Source organism: Flavobacterium sp. ENC, from assembly GCF_020991415.1.
Taxonomy (GTDB): domain Bacteria; phylum Bacteroidota; class Bacteroidia; order Flavobacteriales; family Flavobacteriaceae; genus Flavobacterium.
On sequence record NZ_JAJMOY010000014.1, the window covers coordinates 47,182 to 64,937 of the forward strand.

19 protein-coding genes are annotated in these 17,756 nt (G+C 35.8%); 3 read left to right on the top strand and 16 right to left on the bottom strand.

All coding sequences use genetic code 11. The features are described 5' to 3' along the window. Positions 1 to 3: 3 nt before the first annotated feature. The gene (locus LPB89_RS21415) at positions 4 to 993 is read right to left on the bottom strand and encodes a type IX secretion system membrane protein PorP/SprF (RefSeq protein WP_230703650.1); all 990 of its coding nucleotides are present in this window, start codon (positions 991 to 993) and stop codon (positions 4 to 6) included. Between the two features lie 143 nt (positions 994 to 1,136). On the opposite strand from LPB89_RS21415, the gene LPB89_RS21420 reads away from it, so the two are divergent. Both LPB89_RS21420 and LPB89_RS21425 read left to right on the top strand, forming a co-directional pair. After that, the gene (locus LPB89_RS21420) at positions 1,137 to 2,036 is read left to right on the top strand and encodes a NifU family protein (RefSeq protein ID WP_230703651.1); all 900 of its coding nucleotides are present in this window, start codon (positions 1,137 to 1,139) and stop codon (positions 2,034 to 2,036) included. Positions 2,037 to 2,227: 191 nt separating this feature from the next. Continuing rightward, positions 2,228 to 3,040 carry a mechanosensitive ion channel family protein gene (locus tag LPB89_RS21425; RefSeq protein ID WP_230703652.1) on the top strand — a complete coding sequence of 271 codons (813 nt, stop codon included), beginning with the start codon at positions 2,228 to 2,230 and terminating at the stop codon, positions 3,038 to 3,040. A gap of 7 nt (positions 3,041 to 3,047) precedes the next feature. Here LPB89_RS21425 and tsaB read toward each other — a convergent pair whose 3' ends face one another. From tsaB to LPB89_RS21460, 7 genes are all read right to left on the bottom strand, one after another. Beyond that, the gene (gene tsaB, locus LPB89_RS21430) at positions 3,048 to 3,722 is read right to left on the bottom strand and encodes a tRNA (adenosine(37)-N6)-threonylcarbamoyltransferase complex dimerization subunit type 1 TsaB (protein ID WP_230703653.1); all 675 of its coding nucleotides are present in this window, start codon (positions 3,720 to 3,722) and stop codon (positions 3,048 to 3,050) included. Between the two features lie 34 nt (positions 3,723 to 3,756). Further along, positions 3,757 to 5,049, bottom strand: coding sequence for an efflux RND transporter periplasmic adaptor subunit (locus LPB89_RS21435; protein ID WP_230703654.1), 1,293 nt, complete (start codon positions 5,047 to 5,049; stop codon positions 3,757 to 3,759). A 6-nt stretch (positions 5,050 to 5,055) separates the two neighbouring features. Next, positions 5,056 to 6,507: a TolC family protein gene (locus LPB89_RS21440; RefSeq protein ID WP_230703655.1), complete on the bottom strand. Its 1,452-nt coding sequence runs from the start codon at positions 6,505 to 6,507 to the stop codon at positions 5,056 to 5,058. Positions 6,508 to 6,588: 81 nt separating this feature from the next. Next, on the bottom strand, positions 6,589 to 7,704 hold the full coding sequence (locus tag LPB89_RS21445) for an efflux RND transporter periplasmic adaptor subunit (RefSeq protein ID WP_230703656.1): 1,116 nt from the start codon (positions 7,702 to 7,704) through the stop codon (positions 6,589 to 6,591). 38 nt (positions 7,705 to 7,742) lie between these two features. Continuing rightward, the gene (locus LPB89_RS21450) at positions 7,743 to 9,008 is read right to left on the bottom strand and encodes an ABC transporter permease (RefSeq protein WP_230703657.1); all 1,266 of its coding nucleotides are present in this window, start codon (positions 9,006 to 9,008) and stop codon (positions 7,743 to 7,745) included. Positions 9,009 to 9,010: 2 nt separating this feature from the next. Beyond that, positions 9,011 to 10,255: an ABC transporter permease gene (locus LPB89_RS21455; RefSeq protein ID WP_230703658.1), complete on the bottom strand. Its 1,245-nt coding sequence runs from the start codon at positions 10,253 to 10,255 to the stop codon at positions 9,011 to 9,013. Beyond that, positions 10,248 to 10,949, bottom strand: coding sequence for an ABC transporter ATP-binding protein (locus LPB89_RS21460; RefSeq protein WP_230703659.1), 702 nt, complete (start codon positions 10,947 to 10,949; stop codon positions 10,248 to 10,250). Before LPB89_RS21460 ends, LPB89_RS21455 begins: the two co-directional genes overlap by 8 nt. 175 nt (positions 10,950 to 11,124) lie before the next feature. Between LPB89_RS21460 and LPB89_RS21465 the strand changes: the two genes are divergently transcribed. Beyond that, positions 11,125 to 12,531 carry a DUF4403 family protein gene (locus LPB89_RS21465; RefSeq protein ID WP_230703660.1) on the top strand — a complete coding sequence of 469 codons (1,407 nt, stop codon included), beginning with the start codon at positions 11,125 to 11,127 and terminating at the stop codon, positions 12,529 to 12,531. A 23-nt stretch (positions 12,532 to 12,554) separates the two neighbouring features. On the opposite strand, the gene LPB89_RS21470 is transcribed toward LPB89_RS21465, so the two are convergent. The 8 genes from LPB89_RS21470 to cyoE all read right to left on the bottom strand — a co-directional run bounded on the left by LPB89_RS21470 (position 12,555) and on the right by cyoE (position 17,696). Continuing rightward, positions 12,555 to 12,854, bottom strand: a complete 300-nt coding sequence (locus tag LPB89_RS21470) for a hypothetical protein (protein ID WP_230703661.1) — start codon at positions 12,852 to 12,854, stop codon at positions 12,555 to 12,557. Beyond that, complete coding sequence (locus LPB89_RS21475) at positions 12,847 to 13,386, bottom strand: DUF420 domain-containing protein (RefSeq protein ID WP_230703662.1); 540 nt, start codon at positions 13,384 to 13,386, stop codon at positions 12,847 to 12,849. The genes LPB89_RS21470 and LPB89_RS21475 overlap by 8 nt, the downstream gene beginning before the upstream one ends. Before the next feature lies 1 nt (position 13,387). Then, positions 13,388 to 14,077, bottom strand: a complete 690-nt coding sequence (locus LPB89_RS21480; protein WP_230703663.1) for an SCO family protein — start codon at positions 14,075 to 14,077, stop codon at positions 13,388 to 13,390. Between the two features lie 11 nt (positions 14,078 to 14,088). Further along, positions 14,089 to 14,730: a hypothetical protein gene (locus LPB89_RS21485; protein WP_230703664.1), complete on the bottom strand. Its 642-nt coding sequence runs from the start codon at positions 14,728 to 14,730 to the stop codon at positions 14,089 to 14,091. Between the two features lie 78 nt (positions 14,731 to 14,808). After that, entirely contained in the window at positions 14,809 to 15,159 is a 351-nt protein-coding gene (locus LPB89_RS21490) for a cytochrome C oxidase subunit IV family protein (RefSeq protein ID WP_154340739.1), read from the bottom strand. An 18-nt stretch (positions 15,160 to 15,177) separates the two neighbouring features. After that, the gene (locus LPB89_RS21495) at positions 15,178 to 16,161 is read right to left on the bottom strand and encodes a cytochrome c oxidase subunit 3 (RefSeq protein ID WP_230703665.1); all 984 of its coding nucleotides are present in this window, start codon (positions 16,159 to 16,161) and stop codon (positions 15,178 to 15,180) included. A gap of 42 nt (positions 16,162 to 16,203) precedes the next feature. Further along, on the bottom strand, positions 16,204 to 16,791 hold the full coding sequence (locus LPB89_RS21500) for a cytochrome c oxidase subunit 3 (protein WP_230703666.1): 588 nt from the start codon (positions 16,789 to 16,791) through the stop codon (positions 16,204 to 16,206). 2 nt (positions 16,792 to 16,793) lie between these two features. Then, positions 16,794 to 17,696 (bottom strand): heme o synthase, encoded by a 903-nt coding sequence (cyoE, locus tag LPB89_RS21505; RefSeq protein WP_230703667.1) that lies wholly within the window; start codon positions 17,694 to 17,696, stop codon positions 16,794 to 16,796. Between the last annotated feature and the right edge of the window lie 60 nt (positions 17,697 to 17,756).

The following is a 17,756-nucleotide window of genomic DNA, read 5'->3' on the forward strand; positions in this document are numbered from 1 at the left end:
ATTTTAATTAATAGCCGGACAATTACAGTCGTAACGCTCTTTTTTACAAAACAAGTTGACACCTAAAGTAATCTGATGATAACCGCCGGTATCAAATTTAACGTCTCCCGTTACTTGGGAATAGGTATAAGCAAACATAAAGTTTTTATAATTTACACCTATAATTGGTGTAATATATTGTAATTTCTGAGAAGCAACCCCGCTTCCGGCACTATATTGTGCGCCATCAAAACTTCTTCTGTAGGATAATGCAGCCCATAAACTTCCAAAATCCATGTTTTTATAGGCTTTTAAATTTACATCTATTGATTTTTGTTTGGTCTCATCAAATAATTGAAATAAAACCGATGGCTCCCAGGTGATACTTTCACTTTTTCCAAAAACATATCCGGCACTCAACAAAAACTTTCTCAGATTATTGCTTTCATATTCCGAATACAATTCCCTTCTCGTTTCTAAAACGCCCTGAACCGTGGCATGAGCATAAAAATTCAGGTAATTATAAGAAGCTCCAAAATCGACATTGAAATAAGAATCTTTCTGAATCGATCCGAAAACAAGAGGGTCAAAAGTTGTTCCAAATTGCGTTTCGTCCAACTGACTTTGAATTACCCCGCCGCTGATACCAAAAGAAAGCTGATTCAAATCGACTTCATCTCTCGAAAACATAATATGGTGTGCGTAGGTAAGCTTCAGTCCTTTTTGCGAATGGTATCCATTTTTGTCATTAAAGACAATGATTCCGGCTCCGGAACGCTCTCCTATTCGTCCATTAAAACTTAAAGTCTGAAGGGATGGCGCATCTTCCTGGCCAAACCATTGCTTTCTCGCTGTCAATCGTATTTTTGCACAATTGGCAGCTCCCGCCATGGAAGGGTGGATTAGATAATAATTATCGGATAAATAATCTGAATAAACTGGAATGCCTTCTTGTGAATAAGAGTATAAAGAGGTAACCAAAAAAATAAATAAAACCTTGATTCTAAATTCCATAAAGGCAATTTTGTTTAAATATATTTCTGACTCTTCTATTTTAATACGATTAATTTGAAAAGAGTCTTAATTATTTTATTAAAAAACCAAATATAGGTATTAGTAGAAAATAACTTTACTAAATTTGCCAAAAAATACAACTCATGACAAAAATCACTATAAAAGAAACTCAAAATCCAACTATCTTAAAGTTTGAGTTTGAAGATTTCATTACTCAGAATCAAAATTTTGAATTTAAAAATATCGATGAGGCAAGTGCTTCTCCACTGGCACAGCAACTATTCTATCTTCCGTTTGTAAAAACAGTCTATATCTCGGGTAATTTTATTGCTATTGAAAGATACAGTATCGTGGAATGGGATGACGTAAAAGATGCGGTTGCCGAGCAAATTGCTTCATTTGTTGATAAGGGCGGTGTGATTATAAAAATCGACGAAAACGCTGCTAAAAAACAGCCGATTACGGTTTATGGCGAATCAACTCCGAATCCTTCGGCGTTAAAATTTGTCGTAAGCAGAATGCTGACCAGAAACGCTGTAGAATACAAAAACATCGATCAGACGGCTTCTTCTCCATTGGCAAAGGAATTGTTTAAATTCCCATATGTGAAAGAGGTTTTTATCGATGAAAATTATATTTCGGTAACGAAATATGATATCAACGACTGGCAGGAAATCACACTTGAAGTGCGCACTTTTATCAAGCAGTTTATCGAAAACGGCGGAACTGTTTTAGACGAAACGTTAATCGAAGTTGCCACTAAAAACGACATCACCAAAGATGAAGCTTTCGACAAATTAGACGTGACTTCCCAGCAAATTATCAATATCCTGGAAGAATATGTAAAACCGGCAGTAGCGGCTGACGGAGGAAATATTGCTTTTGATTCCTACAATGAAACTGACAAGACCGTAAAAGTAATTTTACAGGGTGCCTGCAGCGGTTGCCCTTCTTCTACTTTTACACTTAAAAGCGGTATCGAAAATATGCTGAAAAGCATGCTGAACGATGAAGCCATTAAGGTAGAAGCAATAAATGCATAAAAAAAAGCAGTATAAAAACAGAAGCGCCTTTATAAGGCGCTTCTGTTTTTTTATAACCGCAACAGGCGAAATTATCGACACTATTCCTCCTAAGGAATAAGAACTCCTTTTTTCTTATAAAATAAATATAGCTATATTTGCAGCATTAATACGCCTTCTCTTTTGAGAAGGTTTTTTTTATTCGAAAAAACATGAACATTGATCCAAATCAGGTTAGCAATTATGTGACTAAATATGCTGACGTATTAGTTGATTATTCTCTGAAATTAGTTTCTGCCTTTATCATTCTGTTTGTTGGTATATACGCCATCAGATTAATAAACAGGATTATTACGAAGGTAATGATCCAAAGAAATTTAGATCCTACTTTAACAAAATTCCTTTCGGACATCCTGATATGGGCACTCCGAATTTTATTGTTTGTAACTTTCATTTCAAAACTTGGAATCGAAACATCATCTTTTGTTGCCATTTTAGGAGCAATGGGACTTGCCGTTGGTTTATCCCTGCAAGGTTCGCTTTCTAATTTCGCAGGCGGAATGTTAATTATCGTTTTCAAACCATTCAAAGTGGGAGACACTATCGAGGCTCAGGGTGTGATAGCCACTGTAGCTGAAATTCAGATTTTCGTCACCAAAATGCTGACCGCCAACAACCAAACCGTTTTTGTACCCAACGGTGCCTTATCAAACGGAACGATTATTAATTATTCGATGCAGGGAGAAAGAAGAGCCGATCTGACTTTTGCTGTTTCTTACGATTCAGATATTAAAAAAGCAAAGGAAGTGCTTTTGAATGTTTTAAACTCAAATCCAAAAGTCCTTAAAAAGCCGGAACCTGAGGTTTTCGTTAAAAACTTAACGGCAAGTTCTATTGAATTTTCCGTACGCCCATGGGCCAAAAACGAAAATTACGGAGTTGTTTTTTCTCAGACACTTGAAAATTGCAAAACGGCATTAGATGAAGCCGGAATTGCCATTCAGCCGTATACGCTTCAAAAATAAGATTGCGCTACTGTTTTTTAGATGGAGTAGTCATCATAAAATCTTTCAGATAATAAGGTTCAAAATAAGCGACATCAACAGTGTCGCTTATTTTGAATTTATCATAACTGATTTTACCCATTGCAGCTGCTGAAGGGTATTTGATATCTTCTAAAAAAATAAAATTTTCCTTAGTCAGGACTGGTTTGCATTTTTCGGCGCAGTCGCCAACAAAATAAACCGTTTCTGTAATATCCTGAAAAGAATTTTCATCGATTACTTCTGCCTGAACGGATCTTTCTGTCTCTAATCCGGCGCTAAAAACAGCACTATACACTTCCATTCTTCTGGCATCCAGCATTGGAATAATTTTCCCCTCGGAAATTTTAGCCTGAGCAGCCAGAGTCAGTAAGGTGTCTACGGCAATCAATGGTATATTTAATGCATAGCACAAGCCTTTTGCTGCAGAAACACCAATTCGCAAACCTGTATAAGATCCTGGTCCCTGACTTACAGCTATTGCTGCCAGGTCATGAACTGAAATCCCTGATTCTGCTAGTACTTCTTCAATAAAGACATGTAATTTTTCGGCATGCGAATATCCTTCTTCTGCAATTTCTTTGCATAAAACTGTTTCGCCATTTTTGGCAATTGCCACCGAACAATTTTTCGTAGCCGTTTCGATATTGAGAATAAAAGACAATTTATTTATTTTTTTAGTTGAATATTAACCTGAATTATTTCTTAGCCGAATCTGCCTTTTTGAGCTTTACCTTATCCCCGGAATTTAAGTCCTTCGACACAGTGGTATAAGGCCCTGTGATTACGACATCACCTGCTTTCAATCCGGACATTACTTCTATATTGGTATCGTCCTGAATACCTGTTTTGATAATTCTGATTTTAGCTTTATCTCCGGATTTCACAAACACACATTCGAATTTTTTATCGCTTTTTGGTGCTGCTTTTTTATCTTCACTTGGATCTTCTACTTTAAAATCTTTCACCGCTGTGGTATCCGATTTTACGACAACAGAACTAATTGGCACTGCAAGCACATTATTCTTAACTTGTGTCATAATATCAACCGTTGCAGTCATTCCGGGTCTGAAAGGAGAATAGGCAGCTGGTTTGCCTTCTAGTAAATCCTGATAGGATTCTTTAAGAATACGAACTTTTACTTTAAAATTAGTTACCTGATCTGAAGTTAAAGCTGTACTTGCCGAATTGGAAATACTGGTTACAACTCCTTTAAATTTCTTTTTCAGGTATGCATCTACTTCAACATTAGCTTCATCCCCGATTTTTATCTTTACAATATCATTTTCATTTACGTCAACTTCAACCTCCATGTTGTTCAGGTTTGCCACTCTTAAAAGTTCTGTTCCGGCCATTTGCTGTGTTCCCAAAACACGCTCTCCCAATTCAACATTCAATACAGAAATGGTTCCGTCTGCAGGAGCATAAATTGTGGTACGCCCTAAATTATCTTTTGCTTCAGTTACAGAGGCTGAGGCACTTTGCACATTATAATAAGCGTTCTGTTTAGTGGCTTTGGCAACTTCAAAAGCAGCAATTGCTTTGTCCCAGTCCGATTTTGAAATTACTCCTTTGTCATATAATGTTTTATTTCTCTGATAACTTGCTTTAGCTTCTGTAAAATTGGCTTCAGATTGGGTAAGTCCTGCTTTAGATCCCGCTAAATTGGCTACGGACCTGTCTAATCCTGACGTATATAAATCCGGATTTATCTTAACCAGCAGATCTCCTTTTTTAACAATCTGCCCTTCTTTTACATTTAAGGCAATAATCTCCCCGGAAACCATTGAAGCAATTTTCACTTCAATTTCCGGCTGGATTTTTCCTGTTGCGGAAACTGTTTCGATAATAGTCGAAGCAGTTACTTTAGAAACTTCTACTTCTTTTCCTTCATCCTTATTTCCTATTACTCCCGATTTCGAAAGACCAACTAAAACTGCAATAAGAACTATTGCACCGCCCAGTAAGAAATAAATTGTTTTTTTTGACATAGTAAATTATTTTGTGATAATTGGAATAATTGGAATTCCAAAGTAGAATTCAAGTATTTTAATTTTAAAAATATAATCGTATTTCGTTCTGATAACGTCTGATTGCGCATTGGTCAAAAGCGTTTGCGCCTGTGTAAAATCAAATGAGTTCATTAAACCTACATCGTATTTTTCTTTCGCATAATTGTACGCCTGCTGTCTTGCTTCTAAAGTTACCGTTGAAGATTCATAAGCATTTAAAGCGCCTTTAGCATCTGTAAATGCAGTATAAACATTACGCTGCAAATCTAAACTTTTTTGTTCTAAATCTATTTTAGATCTTTCTAAACTTACCTTACTTTTTTCAACATTGTTTCTAACAGAAAAGCCATTAAAAATTGGAACAGAAAGCTGAAGTCCGAAAGATTGTCCTTTATTGTCATTAAACTGATCAAAAATTGGTGCTGCCCCACCTAAAACCGGAGAATAATTTGGTTCTAAAACTGCCTGATTAGTTCCTTGTACGTAACCTATTTGTCGCGTTGGATTGTCACTATTTAAGGCAGAACCTGTAATGATATCTGAATAACTTGCTCTCGTATTAAAATTATAAAAAGCGCTCAAAGTTGGCTGAAAGGCACCTTTTGCAATGATAACATTCCTTTCAGCGATTTCAAGATTAGTCTGTGCTAATTTTAATTCTGTTCTGGTTTCTTTTGCCTTATTATAAATTTCAATTGGAGTTTGTGCCAGGATATTGTTCTCATCTTTTACATCGGTATCGTCAATTACATCAAAATCAGCAAATTCTTTTAATTGTAACAACTGAGCCAGACTCAATTTGGAGATTAAAACACTATTTTCTGCAACAATAATAGCCTGCTGATCTGTTGCAGTGGTGGCTTTTAAATCAAATAAATCACCACGCGGAATTGTTCCGGCATTTACCATTTCTTCAGAACGGGCCAAACGTTTCTGATCAATAGCCAGTTGCTCTTTTTTAACTTTTAAATTTTCTTTATTGAAAAGAATTTCCAAAAATGCATTTGCAACATTCAGTGAAATATCTTCCTGCATTTTCGTCAATTGATATTGTGACGCTATGATAGCAAGTTTAGTTCTGCGAAGTATGTTTTGGTTTTGCAAACCTTTATAAACATCGACACCAACAGAAGCACCAACGGATGAATATTGAGTTGTTGAATTCTGAAGTAAACCTGTTGTAATATTCTGATTCAAACCAACGTTCCAGGAGTGTGAAGCATTTGCATTTACAGAAGGCAGGAAATTACCCAAAGCCCCCTTTTTATCAATAGCAGCATTTTTTACATCTAATTCTGATAATTTTATTGTGATATTATTATCTAATGCGTAGCGAACGCATTCTTCTAATGTCCATTGTTTTGGCTGTGTCTGAGCCGATAAACAGAACCCTGATAACAAAGCAAAGACAAGACTATTATATTTATTTATTTTCATATATTTTGAATGAAGCGCAGTAAAGATACTACGCAAATTTAACATTTTTTAAAAACTGTAAAAACCTCTTTTGCGTTCGGATTATTTTTTCTCTCCTTCAGTAATCAGACCCTGATTCCACACTTTAATTTTATCTGAACTTTTGATTCCGCTCTTCACCTGAACGTAGATTCCGTCACTTACTCCCAAAACTAAATCTTTTCTTTGAAATTTCTGAGGAGCCGTTTCAATTTCAACATACGGTTTTTGTGTTTTCTTGTCAAATTGCACAAGCGATTCTTTTATAGCCAGCACTTTATCCGCTTTTTCTAAAATAATGGAAGCATTTGCACTTAATCCGGCTCTGATAAAAGTGGCATCCCTGTTTTCCAGTGAAGCTTTTATTTCAAACTGAATCGCGCCATTTTCCACTACTCCTTTTGGAGCTATATCTGTTAAAACTGCGTCAAATTTTTTGTTTTCAATAGCACCCACTGTAATTTCAATCGGCATTTTTTCTTTGATTTTGCCTACCTCAGATTCGTCAATTTTTCCAACAAAAATCATTCTTCCCACATCGGCAACGCTGGCAATTGTAGTTCCTTCATTAAAATTATTACTCTCAATTACCTGGTTTCCTACTTTTACCGGAACGGCTAAAACCATTCCGTTTACCGTTGAACGAATTAGGGTATTGGCATAACTTCCCAGAGAAGTTGTTGTTCCTGTTTTTACGATATCCAGACTTTGTCTTGCTGCTGAATAATTTTGCTTAGCCTGTGTATAAGCCAGTTGTGCAGCGTCAAAATCGTTTGCAGAAATAACATCTTTATCGAACAATGTTTTCTGTCTTTTATAAATTTTCTCCTGATTGTCTAAAGCAATTTTAGCGGTTTGCACCTGATTTTGCGTACTGCTCACGTTAGATACATTCGCCACAACCCTGATTTTTGCAATCATATCGCCTGCTTTGATTTTTTCACCTGCCTTGATATACACCTGCTCGATAATTCCCGAAATGTTTGGCTTGATTAGAACCTCTTCGTCGGGCTGAATATTACCTGTGGCAATCGTATTTTTCACAATCGTTTTAATTTCTGCTTTTTCAGTTTTGAAGACAATTGGTGACTCCTGATTTTTAGCGTATAAATAATATAATGCGCCAAAGAAAACTAAAGCAATAAAAATTAAAATGGTTACAGTTACTCCTTTTTTCATTTGTTTTTGATTTAATCGATTATTTTCTGATTGATAATTTATTCTGTTCGCAAAGCATCTACAGGCTTCACGTTGATTGCAGTCTGAGCCGGAATAAACCCTGCCAGCAAACCAGACCCTACTAATATTAATAATGCTACAAATACTACTCCTAAATCTACGCTTGGGTTGGCAAACATCGTATTACTTCCCGGGGGCATGGAATCTAAAAACATATTCAGCACTGCTATGATGCCTGTTGCTACAGCAATTCCGAGCATACCTGAGATAATGGTTAAAAATATTGCTTCTGATAAAATTTGTCCGCGAATAGCAGCAGGTGTTGCTCCCAAAGCCCTGCGGATTCCTATCTCCTTAGTACGTTCTTTAACTACAATAAGCATAATATTTGAAATTCCAATCACACCGGAAATCAGCACTAAGGTTCCTACAAAATAAGCTATAATATTAAGAATACTAAATAAACTTTGCACTTTGTTAAACTGTTCGTATAAATCAAAATTTCCAACGGCCCTTTCATCTGTAGGGTTTACGGAATGAAGCGATTTAATTAATTCTAAAATTTTTGGTTTTAAAGATGTGATTGATGTTTCGTCTTTTGCCGTAAGCGCCATCCACCCTACTTTATCCCCATAATTAAAAGCTTGCTGAAAAGTGGTAAACGGAATAAATATATTCTTTTGTTCCTGTTCGGCATTTCCTCCTTGTTGTTTAGAGTGATAAACCCCTACAACCATAAAATTAATGCCATTTATTTTTATATACGTTCCGATTGCCTCTTCTTCTTTTCCGTAAAGTTCACTAATAACCCCTTTTCCAATTACAGCAATTTTTCTTCTCTCATTAATATCCTGTTGATTTATAAAACGTCCTGTAATAATATCCATGGGCTGTTGTTTAATCAACTCGGGATAATCGCCATAAATTGTAAAAGAAGAAGTCTTTGTTCCGCGTACAACATTATTTGTTCCGTTAAAATCTCCCAACTGATTACGTGGTGAAACATATAATAAATCCGGAAATGATGCCTTTAAAGCTGCTACGTCACTATTTCTAAAATCATATCGGCGTGTTTTAGGCAATCCTTTATATGCTTTTGAGGTAGTCTGGCTCCACATAAACATCGTATTTGTGGCAATTCCGTCAAACCCTTTTTTAATTCCATTTTCTAAACCATTCCCCGCAGCAAGTAATATTACGAGAATAAATATTCCCCAAAATACGCCAAAAGCAGTTAGAACTGTTCTGAAAACATTGGCTGTTAAAGCCTGTAAAATTTCGTCCCAATTATCTTTTTTAAACATAATTATTCGTCTCTAAGTGCTACAATAGGTTTAATTTTGGCGGCTCTGTAAGCTGGAAAAAATCCGGCAAGCGCTCCTGCAAATACCAGTAAAACAAGCGTGGTTAAAGCTACACTAAAATCGACTTCAGGATTTTGAAAATATTCACTCTGTACCATTGGCCCAACAAATTCCAGCAATAATAAACTTGCCAGCAACCCAACAAAACCAGCAATTGTGGTTATAAAAATGGACTCGTGCAAGATCATCGAAATAATAGAAAACGGAGAAGCCCCCAAAGCTTTTCTGATTCCAATTTCTTTTGTTCTCTCTTTAACTATAATCAGCATAATATTACTTACCCCCACAACTCCGGCAATAATGGTACAAATACCAACCCACCAGAAAAACAATCTGATATAGAGATTTAAATCATAAAATTGCTTGGCATCCTTAACGGAATTATAAACCCCGACACCCCCGTCATCATCAGGTGCAACTGTATTTCTACTTTTTAGCAAATCCTTTAAATCTTTTGTGAATTTTTCAGATTGAGCCAGAGCTTCATCATAATTATCTGTTTTTTTCATTGTAAAAAACAGATTACTGATTTTATCTCCGTTACCAAAAGCCCTTTGTACAGTAGTTAAAGGTAAATAGGCTCTTGTTTCTTCTCTTTCTCCTCCGGGATCTGTAAAAACCCCAACTACTTTAAAATTGATTCCATTAATTATAATTTCCTTGCCTAAGGCATCCTTATCCTTAAATAAATCCGTTTTAACTTTCATTCCAATACAAGCCACTTTTTCATTATTGGCTAAATCATTACTATTGATGTATCGGCCCTGAACTATCGTTAAATTTTCAACTTTGCCATAATCCGGAGTAACTCCCCTGTATTGATAACTTCCTGATTCTTTTCCGTACGAAAATGGCGCTCCCCAATAATTATAAGTGGAAGCTCTTAAATCTAACTTGTCATCAAATTTCTGAACAGATTGTTTATAATCAGCATCCCGATACTGAATTTGTCTTCCGGGATTCAGGCCTTTATATTCTTTTGTAGTGGTACCGGACCACACCTCAATAATTCCTGCTGCATCACGCTCGAATTGTTTTTCAATCCCGTTCTGAAGTCCTTTACCCGCACCCAGCAATATCACCAAAATAAAAATTCCAGAAGCCACAGAAATTCCGGTCAGAAAAGTTCTTAACCTGTTTTTTGAAATGGCTTCAAATATTTCCTGCCAGCGTTCAATATTAAACATAAGATGCAGCTCTAACTTGTTCTACCATTTTATCGTCGATGATTAATCCGTCTTTCAGGACTACATTTCTTTTGCACATTGCGGCAATATCAGGCTCATGGGTAACGATCAGGATTGTCTTACCTTCATCGTTAATTCCCTGAATAAGTTCCATCACTTCATAGGAAGTTTTGGTATCAAGAGCTCCCGTTGGCTCATCTGCCAGTAAAACTTTTGGATTAGAAGCCAATGCCCTTGCAATTGCAACACGTTGTTTCTGACCTCCGGAAAGTTCATTCGGCAGGTGATGCGAATGTGATCCCAGACCTACTTTTTCTAAATATTTCATTGCTATTTCGTAACGTTCTTTTCTTTTTATCCCCTGATAGTACAAGGGCATAGCAACGTTGTCGAGTGCAGTTTTGTAATTGATTAAATTGAAAGACTGAAAAACGAATCCCAAAAACTTATTACGATATTTTGAAGCGATCGTTTCATTCAGGTTTTTTATTGGTGTTTTATCTAAAATATAACTACCGGCGTCGGCCTCATCAAGAATTCCTAAAATATTAAGAAGTGTCGATTTTCCGGATCCTGAAGATCCCATAATCGCTACCAGTTCTCCTTCTGCAATATTAAAATTAATCCCTTTTAACACATGTAATTGGGAACTTCCCATTTTATAGGACTTGTGCAAATCTTTGATTTCGATCATGGTATTGTTAAATTTGAAAACAATAATAACATTTTTTATAAGTAATTTACCATAAGAAAACGTTAATAATTCCGTTTAGTTATAACAATAAGACTCAATTCGTTATCAATTGTTACACTTTTTAAGATAATATAATTCTTTTCTTAATTTTGCATCACTAAAAAAAATCATAACGATGAAGTTTTTTCCACTTATCTCTTTATTTACAGTACTTGCAGTATTTACAAGCTGTTCTACCACTCAAAAATTAGAAACTTTAAAACCGGAACCTGACGATGCAAGTCCGCTGGTTTACGATAGCAATCCCTCGTTTATAAACTTACCCATTACCGTTAAACTTCACGATATTGAAAACCAGACCAATTCGATTTTAAATGGTCTGATTTATGAGGACAATACTATTGAAGATGACGATATTGAAATGAAAATCTGGAAACTGGCTCCCATAAAAATTCAAAATGACCCAGCCAATCCGGACAAAAAGATAAAAACGGTCCTGCCACTAAAAGCAACAGTTAAATACAGGATTGGTACCAAAAAACTCGGCGTTGAACTTTATGATGTCCGTGAGTTTAATTTAAACGGAGTAATCACCTTATCGAGTGAAGTCGCGTTGACGAACTGGAAATTGAACACCAAAACAGAATTCAAATCCCTGGACTGGAATGAGAGTCCAACGATGATGGTTTTCGGCAAAAGTTTACCAATCACGTATTTGGTAAATCCGGCTATTTCGATTTTTAAATCCAAGATTGAAAAAAGCATCGATGACGCCATCGAAAAATCAATGGATTTCAAACCGAATGTCTTATCTGCTTTGGAAAAAATCTGTACTCCATTTCAGATGAGCGATACCTACGAAAGCTGGTTACGAATTGTTCCAATTGAAGTTTATTCTACGAATGCAAGACTTAAAAATGATCAGTTTGTACTGGATATGGGAATGAAATGCAACATGGAAACCATTGTGGGCAAACAGCCTGAATCGAAATTTAGTGCCGGCAAAATTGTTCTGAAACCTGTAGCTAAAATTCCAAATCAGATTTCTGCCAATATCGCCGCTATTTCGACCTATACAGATGCTTCTAAAATCATGACCAAAAATTTTGCGGGTCAGGAATTTGGATCCGGCAGTAAAAAGATTACCGTAAAAAATGTAGCCATCTGGCATAAAAATGACAAAATGGTAATCGCCCTGGATGTTTTGGGATCCATCAATGGAACGATTTACCTGAACGGATTTCCACAATACAATCCGCAAACCAAAGAAATATACTTTGACAAACTCGATTACGTATTAGACACTAAAAGTAAATTAATGCGCACCGCAAGCTGGCTTGCCCAGGGATTGATCTTACGAAAAATGGAAGCAAGCTGCCGTTATTCTATACAGCCTAATTTAGAAGAAGGAAAAAAAAGCATGGCCGCGTATCTTAAGAACTACTCTCCTATGCCTGGCGTGTTTGTAAACGGCAAAATGGAAGATATTCAATTTGATAAAATTCAGCTCACCAATCAGGCGATTATAGCCTTTATCAAAATAAACGGAACGGTAAACGTATCGGTTGACGGATTAAAATAACGAACAAAAAAAAGGCAGAATATTTATTCTGCCTTTTTCTTTTTTGACTGGTACATTCTGTAAATCAGAACACCTATTACGGCGACGAGCAAATAAGGAATGACCATTAAATAAACGATACCATTATTTACTGCCTCCGCTTTTTTTACATTTGAATCACCTGCAAGCGCCGCACGGCACATGGCACATTGGGCGTTTGCGGTTAAAGAAAAGAAAACAGAGAAAAGAACATAGAAGCATTTCGTTGAGAAAAAATTCACGAATCTACTTCTATTTGCCATTCTATTTTCTTTATTGTTTATTATATTTTCCATTTTAAACATAATAAGGAGATATCATTAAATAAACCACAACACCGGTTACTGCAACGTACAGCCAAAGGGGAAATGTTATTTTCGCTATTTTTTTATGTCTGTCAAAGCTCTCGGACAAAGCTCTTACATAAGAAATCAACACCAGTGGAATGATTGCCACAGACAATAAAATATGGCTAATTAAAATAAAGAAATACACATAACGTATGATACCTTCACCACCAAATTTAGTAGATTCAGAAGTCATATGATAGGCTACATACATTACTAAAAACGCCACCGACAATGCAATGGCAAAAGTCATTAACCGCTCGTGAAGCTTGCGTTTCCCATTTTTAACAGCCAATACAGCCCAAACCAGAACAACAGCTGTAACACCGTTTGTGGTAGCATAAATTGGAGGTAAAAACGAAAGAGGTTCCACCTGTATTCCTAAATCTTTTAACTTAACCCCAAACAAAATAGCAACTACAAGGGGAATCACAATTGAAACTGCGATGATAAATTTGCTGAACTTTTTTTCTAATGACTGATCTTCCATCTTATTCTGCTAATAATATTTTAATGTCTTCCTGAATATCTCTAACTCCTTTTTTATCTAATCCGTCATAATACAAAATTGGATTTCCAAAATCATCTTTGCGACAACGAATATTTCCGTCTTTATCAATCAAAGCAAATAAACCGGAATGCTCAAAACCGCCGTTAACTTTCGCATTCTCTCCGGCGTATAAATTAAATCCTTTGTTTGACAAATCCATGATTACAGCTTTATCACCGGTAAGGAAATTCCAGTTTGAAGATTTTACGCCTAATAATTTAGCATGATCTTTCAGGATTTGTGGTGTATCATGTGCCGGATCAATTGTAATGGATACGATTCCGAAATTCGGATTTCCAAAGAACGTTTTCTCGATTTCCAGCATGCTCAAATTCATTTTTGGGCAGATTGAAGGACAGGTAGTAAAGAAAAACTCCAGCACATACACTTTCCCTTTATAGGTTTCATTTGAGATCTTACGATTATCCTGATTGGTCAGTTCAAATTTAGGTGCCGGACCAATGGTAAGCAGCTTGTCATCGGATTTTGAACTTTTCAGACCAACATTATCCAGACGGTTTCCTTTTACAACTTCTCCATTTTTTACCCTGTCTACAATTTTTGGAACAGCGTAAATACCGAAGATTAAAATGATAAACGAAATTCCGATATATGATTTGTTTTTAAACATTTGATTGAAATTTAAAGTTGTTTAGTAGCATTATGGTTCTTTTTAAGGGCTGCACGATATTCATACAGAATAATTTTAAAATCATCCAGCATCTCGTTGCTCAATTCAGAGGGATGAAAAGTATCATACCCTTCCTTGTAGTCCTTCTTCTCTTTCCTGCCTCTTAAATTTCTTTCTTTGTCAATAATATAAACAAAGGAAGTTCCCAAATCATCTTTCAGTTTTCCTTTTAAGTTTAGCTGCTTATAAAATGTTTTGATTTCATCAGGTGAAGCGAAAACAAAATTCCATCCCGACACATCTGTAAACGGTTTAAGTGCGTCTACCAGTTTCTGAGCTTCTTTTTCTGTCCCTAACGGGCAAAGCACTACAAACTGAAGATCTTCGAAACCATGATAGCGTTTATAGATCTTTTCATTTAAGTTGAAATAATTACCACGATTGTTCAAAAGATCAGAACCTGAAAAACCTAAAACCGTTATCTTTTTATCCAGCGTTACTTTTTTTCCATCTAAAGATTTCCAATTCCCAAAATCAGCAATTTTAGGCGTTATTATCGGGAGCTTGGTAAAACTGTTTACTCCGGATGCAAAAAACAAATAGGCAACAATTGGTAAAACGAAAAGCACAAAGAGAACGATATTTTTTTTCATTATTTCGACAGAAGTTATTGAGGTACAAAAATAAAAAAAGCTCCGTTAAACGGAGCCTCTTTTCGAATTAATATCATGTTAAAAATTCCATTTAATAGTAGAATCTTTAAAAACCCCATAAATATAATGTCCTTCTGTCAGCAGAATAAACAATAAATATAATACCAGGAAAATAACTGGTGATACAACAGACCATCTAAGGCTGCTTTTTTCACCTTCCATGTGCATGAATGCCCATACAATATAATATGCTTTGAATATCGTCAGGATATAAAATATCCAGTTCAATAAGTTCAAACCTAAAAAATGATTAAATTCTAAAACTCCGGGCTTAATAATACCCAAAATTACTTCTACTGTAGTTACTGCAGACAATAATGCAAAAACAAACCAGATTCTTTTTGTATTTGATACGTGCTCGTGTGACATAATAATTAAAATCTAAAATTAAACTAAGTAGAAAACTGTAAATACAAATACCCAAACTAAATCGACAAAGTGCCAGTATAAACCAACTTTCTCTACCATTTCGTAGCTTCTTCTTTTTTCATAAGTACCTAATAACACATTAAAGAAAATAATGATATTAATGATAATTCCTGAAAATACGTGGAATCCGTGGAATCCTGTAATAAAGAAAAAGAAATCAGCAAATAATTTACTTCCGTACTCGTTTCTTGTAAGGTTTGCACCTTCTACTACATATTTTGCATCGTTCAGACGAGATTCAGATTCTGCTCTGGTCAAAACTGTTTTTTTCTTTGCTGTAGTAAGAGTCTCTGTTCTGATTAACAAATCAGGATGTGCTTTGAAACCTGCCTGAATTTCAGCAACTGAATAAGTTGGTGTTGATTCTGCATCTTCCATAAACCATTTACCTTCTGCTCTCGTAAGGGCTACTCTTTGTTCCGGTAATTTTACAGCGAACTCTTCAAGAGCTACTCTTTTACCTTCTTTGTCCACAAACTGCAACAGGCTTCCTCCTTTTGTTTCTACTGCACCATATTCTCCTTTAATGAAGTTTTTCCACTCCCAGGCTTGTGAGCCAACGAAGATAATACCTCCAATAATAGTCAGGAACATATAAATTGCAACTTTCGTTTTTTTCAATTGATGACCTGCATCAACAGCCAAAACCATCGTTACAGACGAGAAAATCAAAATAAAAGTCATTAAGGCTACATAATACATCGGAGCCGAAACACCGTGCATAAATGGGAAGTGGGTAAACACTTCATCAGCCAAAGGCCATGTTTCAATAAATTTAAATCTAGAAAAACCATAAGCAGCAAGGAATCCAGAGAATGTCAGGGCATCAGATACGATAAAAAACCACATCATCATTTTACCATAACTTGCTCCTAATGGCTGGATATCTCCGCCTCCCCAAGTTTTTTCTTCGTTATTTGCAGTAGTAACTGTCGCTTCCATAAAAGATATTCGTTAAAAAGTTCCCAAATTTACGTTTTTTTCTTATTTAAAGAAATATAAAAATAAAAATAAATATACCCATAATAAATCCAAAAAGTGCCAATACATCGCACCTAGTTCTATACCAAGAGTTTGAGTCGAATTGTATTTTTGTTTAAAATGATTATAAATTATAATTAAAAGTGAAATCAACCCTCCGGCCAGGTGTAATAAGTGTGTAACCGTTACCACATAAAGAAATGTTGTAGTAATAGAACTACCTTCTCCTGTAAAATAATAACCGCTTTTTACGATTTGCCCAAAACCAACAAATTGTAAAACTACGAATAAAATCCCTAAAGCCAGTGTTCCTAAAAGTAATGTTGTAGTGGCACTTCTGTTATCTTTCTGAATCGCTTTTTTAGCCAGATAAAAAGTAACACTGCATGCAATAATAACTGCTGTACTGTAATAAAATGCTGATGGCAGCTCAAAATTCTTCAACCAGTCTGCTCTTGACTTACTAACCACAAAGGCACTTGTAAGCCCCGCAAACATCATGGTCATACTTACCATTGCGAATAACAAAATCAGTTTTGCCGATTTTGCTTTCGTTGCCTGTTCTTCGCTTATTTTCATTGTCATTTCCATAACTATCTTAAAAATTTATCTACTATATATACAATTTGCAATAATGAAATATACGACACACTAACCAACATCAGTGTTCTCGCAGCTTTTGCCGTTCGCAGCTGATACAGACGCACCGCATAAAACAACATCCACAATCCCAGCAAAAACACTAAAACCGCAGCAATTGGCGTCAGAAATAATTGTCCGGTATACCCTAAAACCGGCAATAAAGAAGCAATTATCAGCCAAATGGTATATAACATAATCTGCAAAGCGGTTCCTTTATCTTTTTTTCCTGTCGGAAGCATAAAGATACCTGCTTTCTCATAATCTTCATATAAAAACCAGCCAATTGCCCAAAAATGCGGGAATTGCCAGAAAAACTGAATCAAGAATAAGGTTCCTGCTTCTATGCCAAAGTCTCCTGTTGCGGCAACCCATCCTAACATAAAAGGAATGGCACCCGGAAAAGCCCCAACAAAAACAGACAACGAAGTTACCGTTTTTAAAGGTGTATAGATGCTTGTATATAAAAAAATAGAAATCGCGGCAAACATTGCCGATTTTGCATTGATTGTATACAGCAGGGATATCCCGATTATAGTAAGCAAACCCGCTACAACCAAAGCCATTCGCGAAGACATGCGACCCGAAGGAACCGGACGGTTTTTGGTACGGTCCATCAGGGAATCGATATCTTTTTCAATTACCTGATTAAAAGCATTTGAAGCACCAACCATACAATAACCACCAATTGACAGCACTGCCAGAACACTCCAGCTAAAGGGATGATCTGCATTTACACCTAACAAATATCCTGCAATAGACGAAAACAAAACACTAATGGCTAATCCCGCTTTAGTGATTTCCTTGAAATCCAGAAATATTGATTTTAATGAAATTGTATTTTTACTAGCGCTCAATATGGTAATTGTTTGAATATTTTTTTTGAGTGGTGCAAATGTACAAATTGATTATAGAAA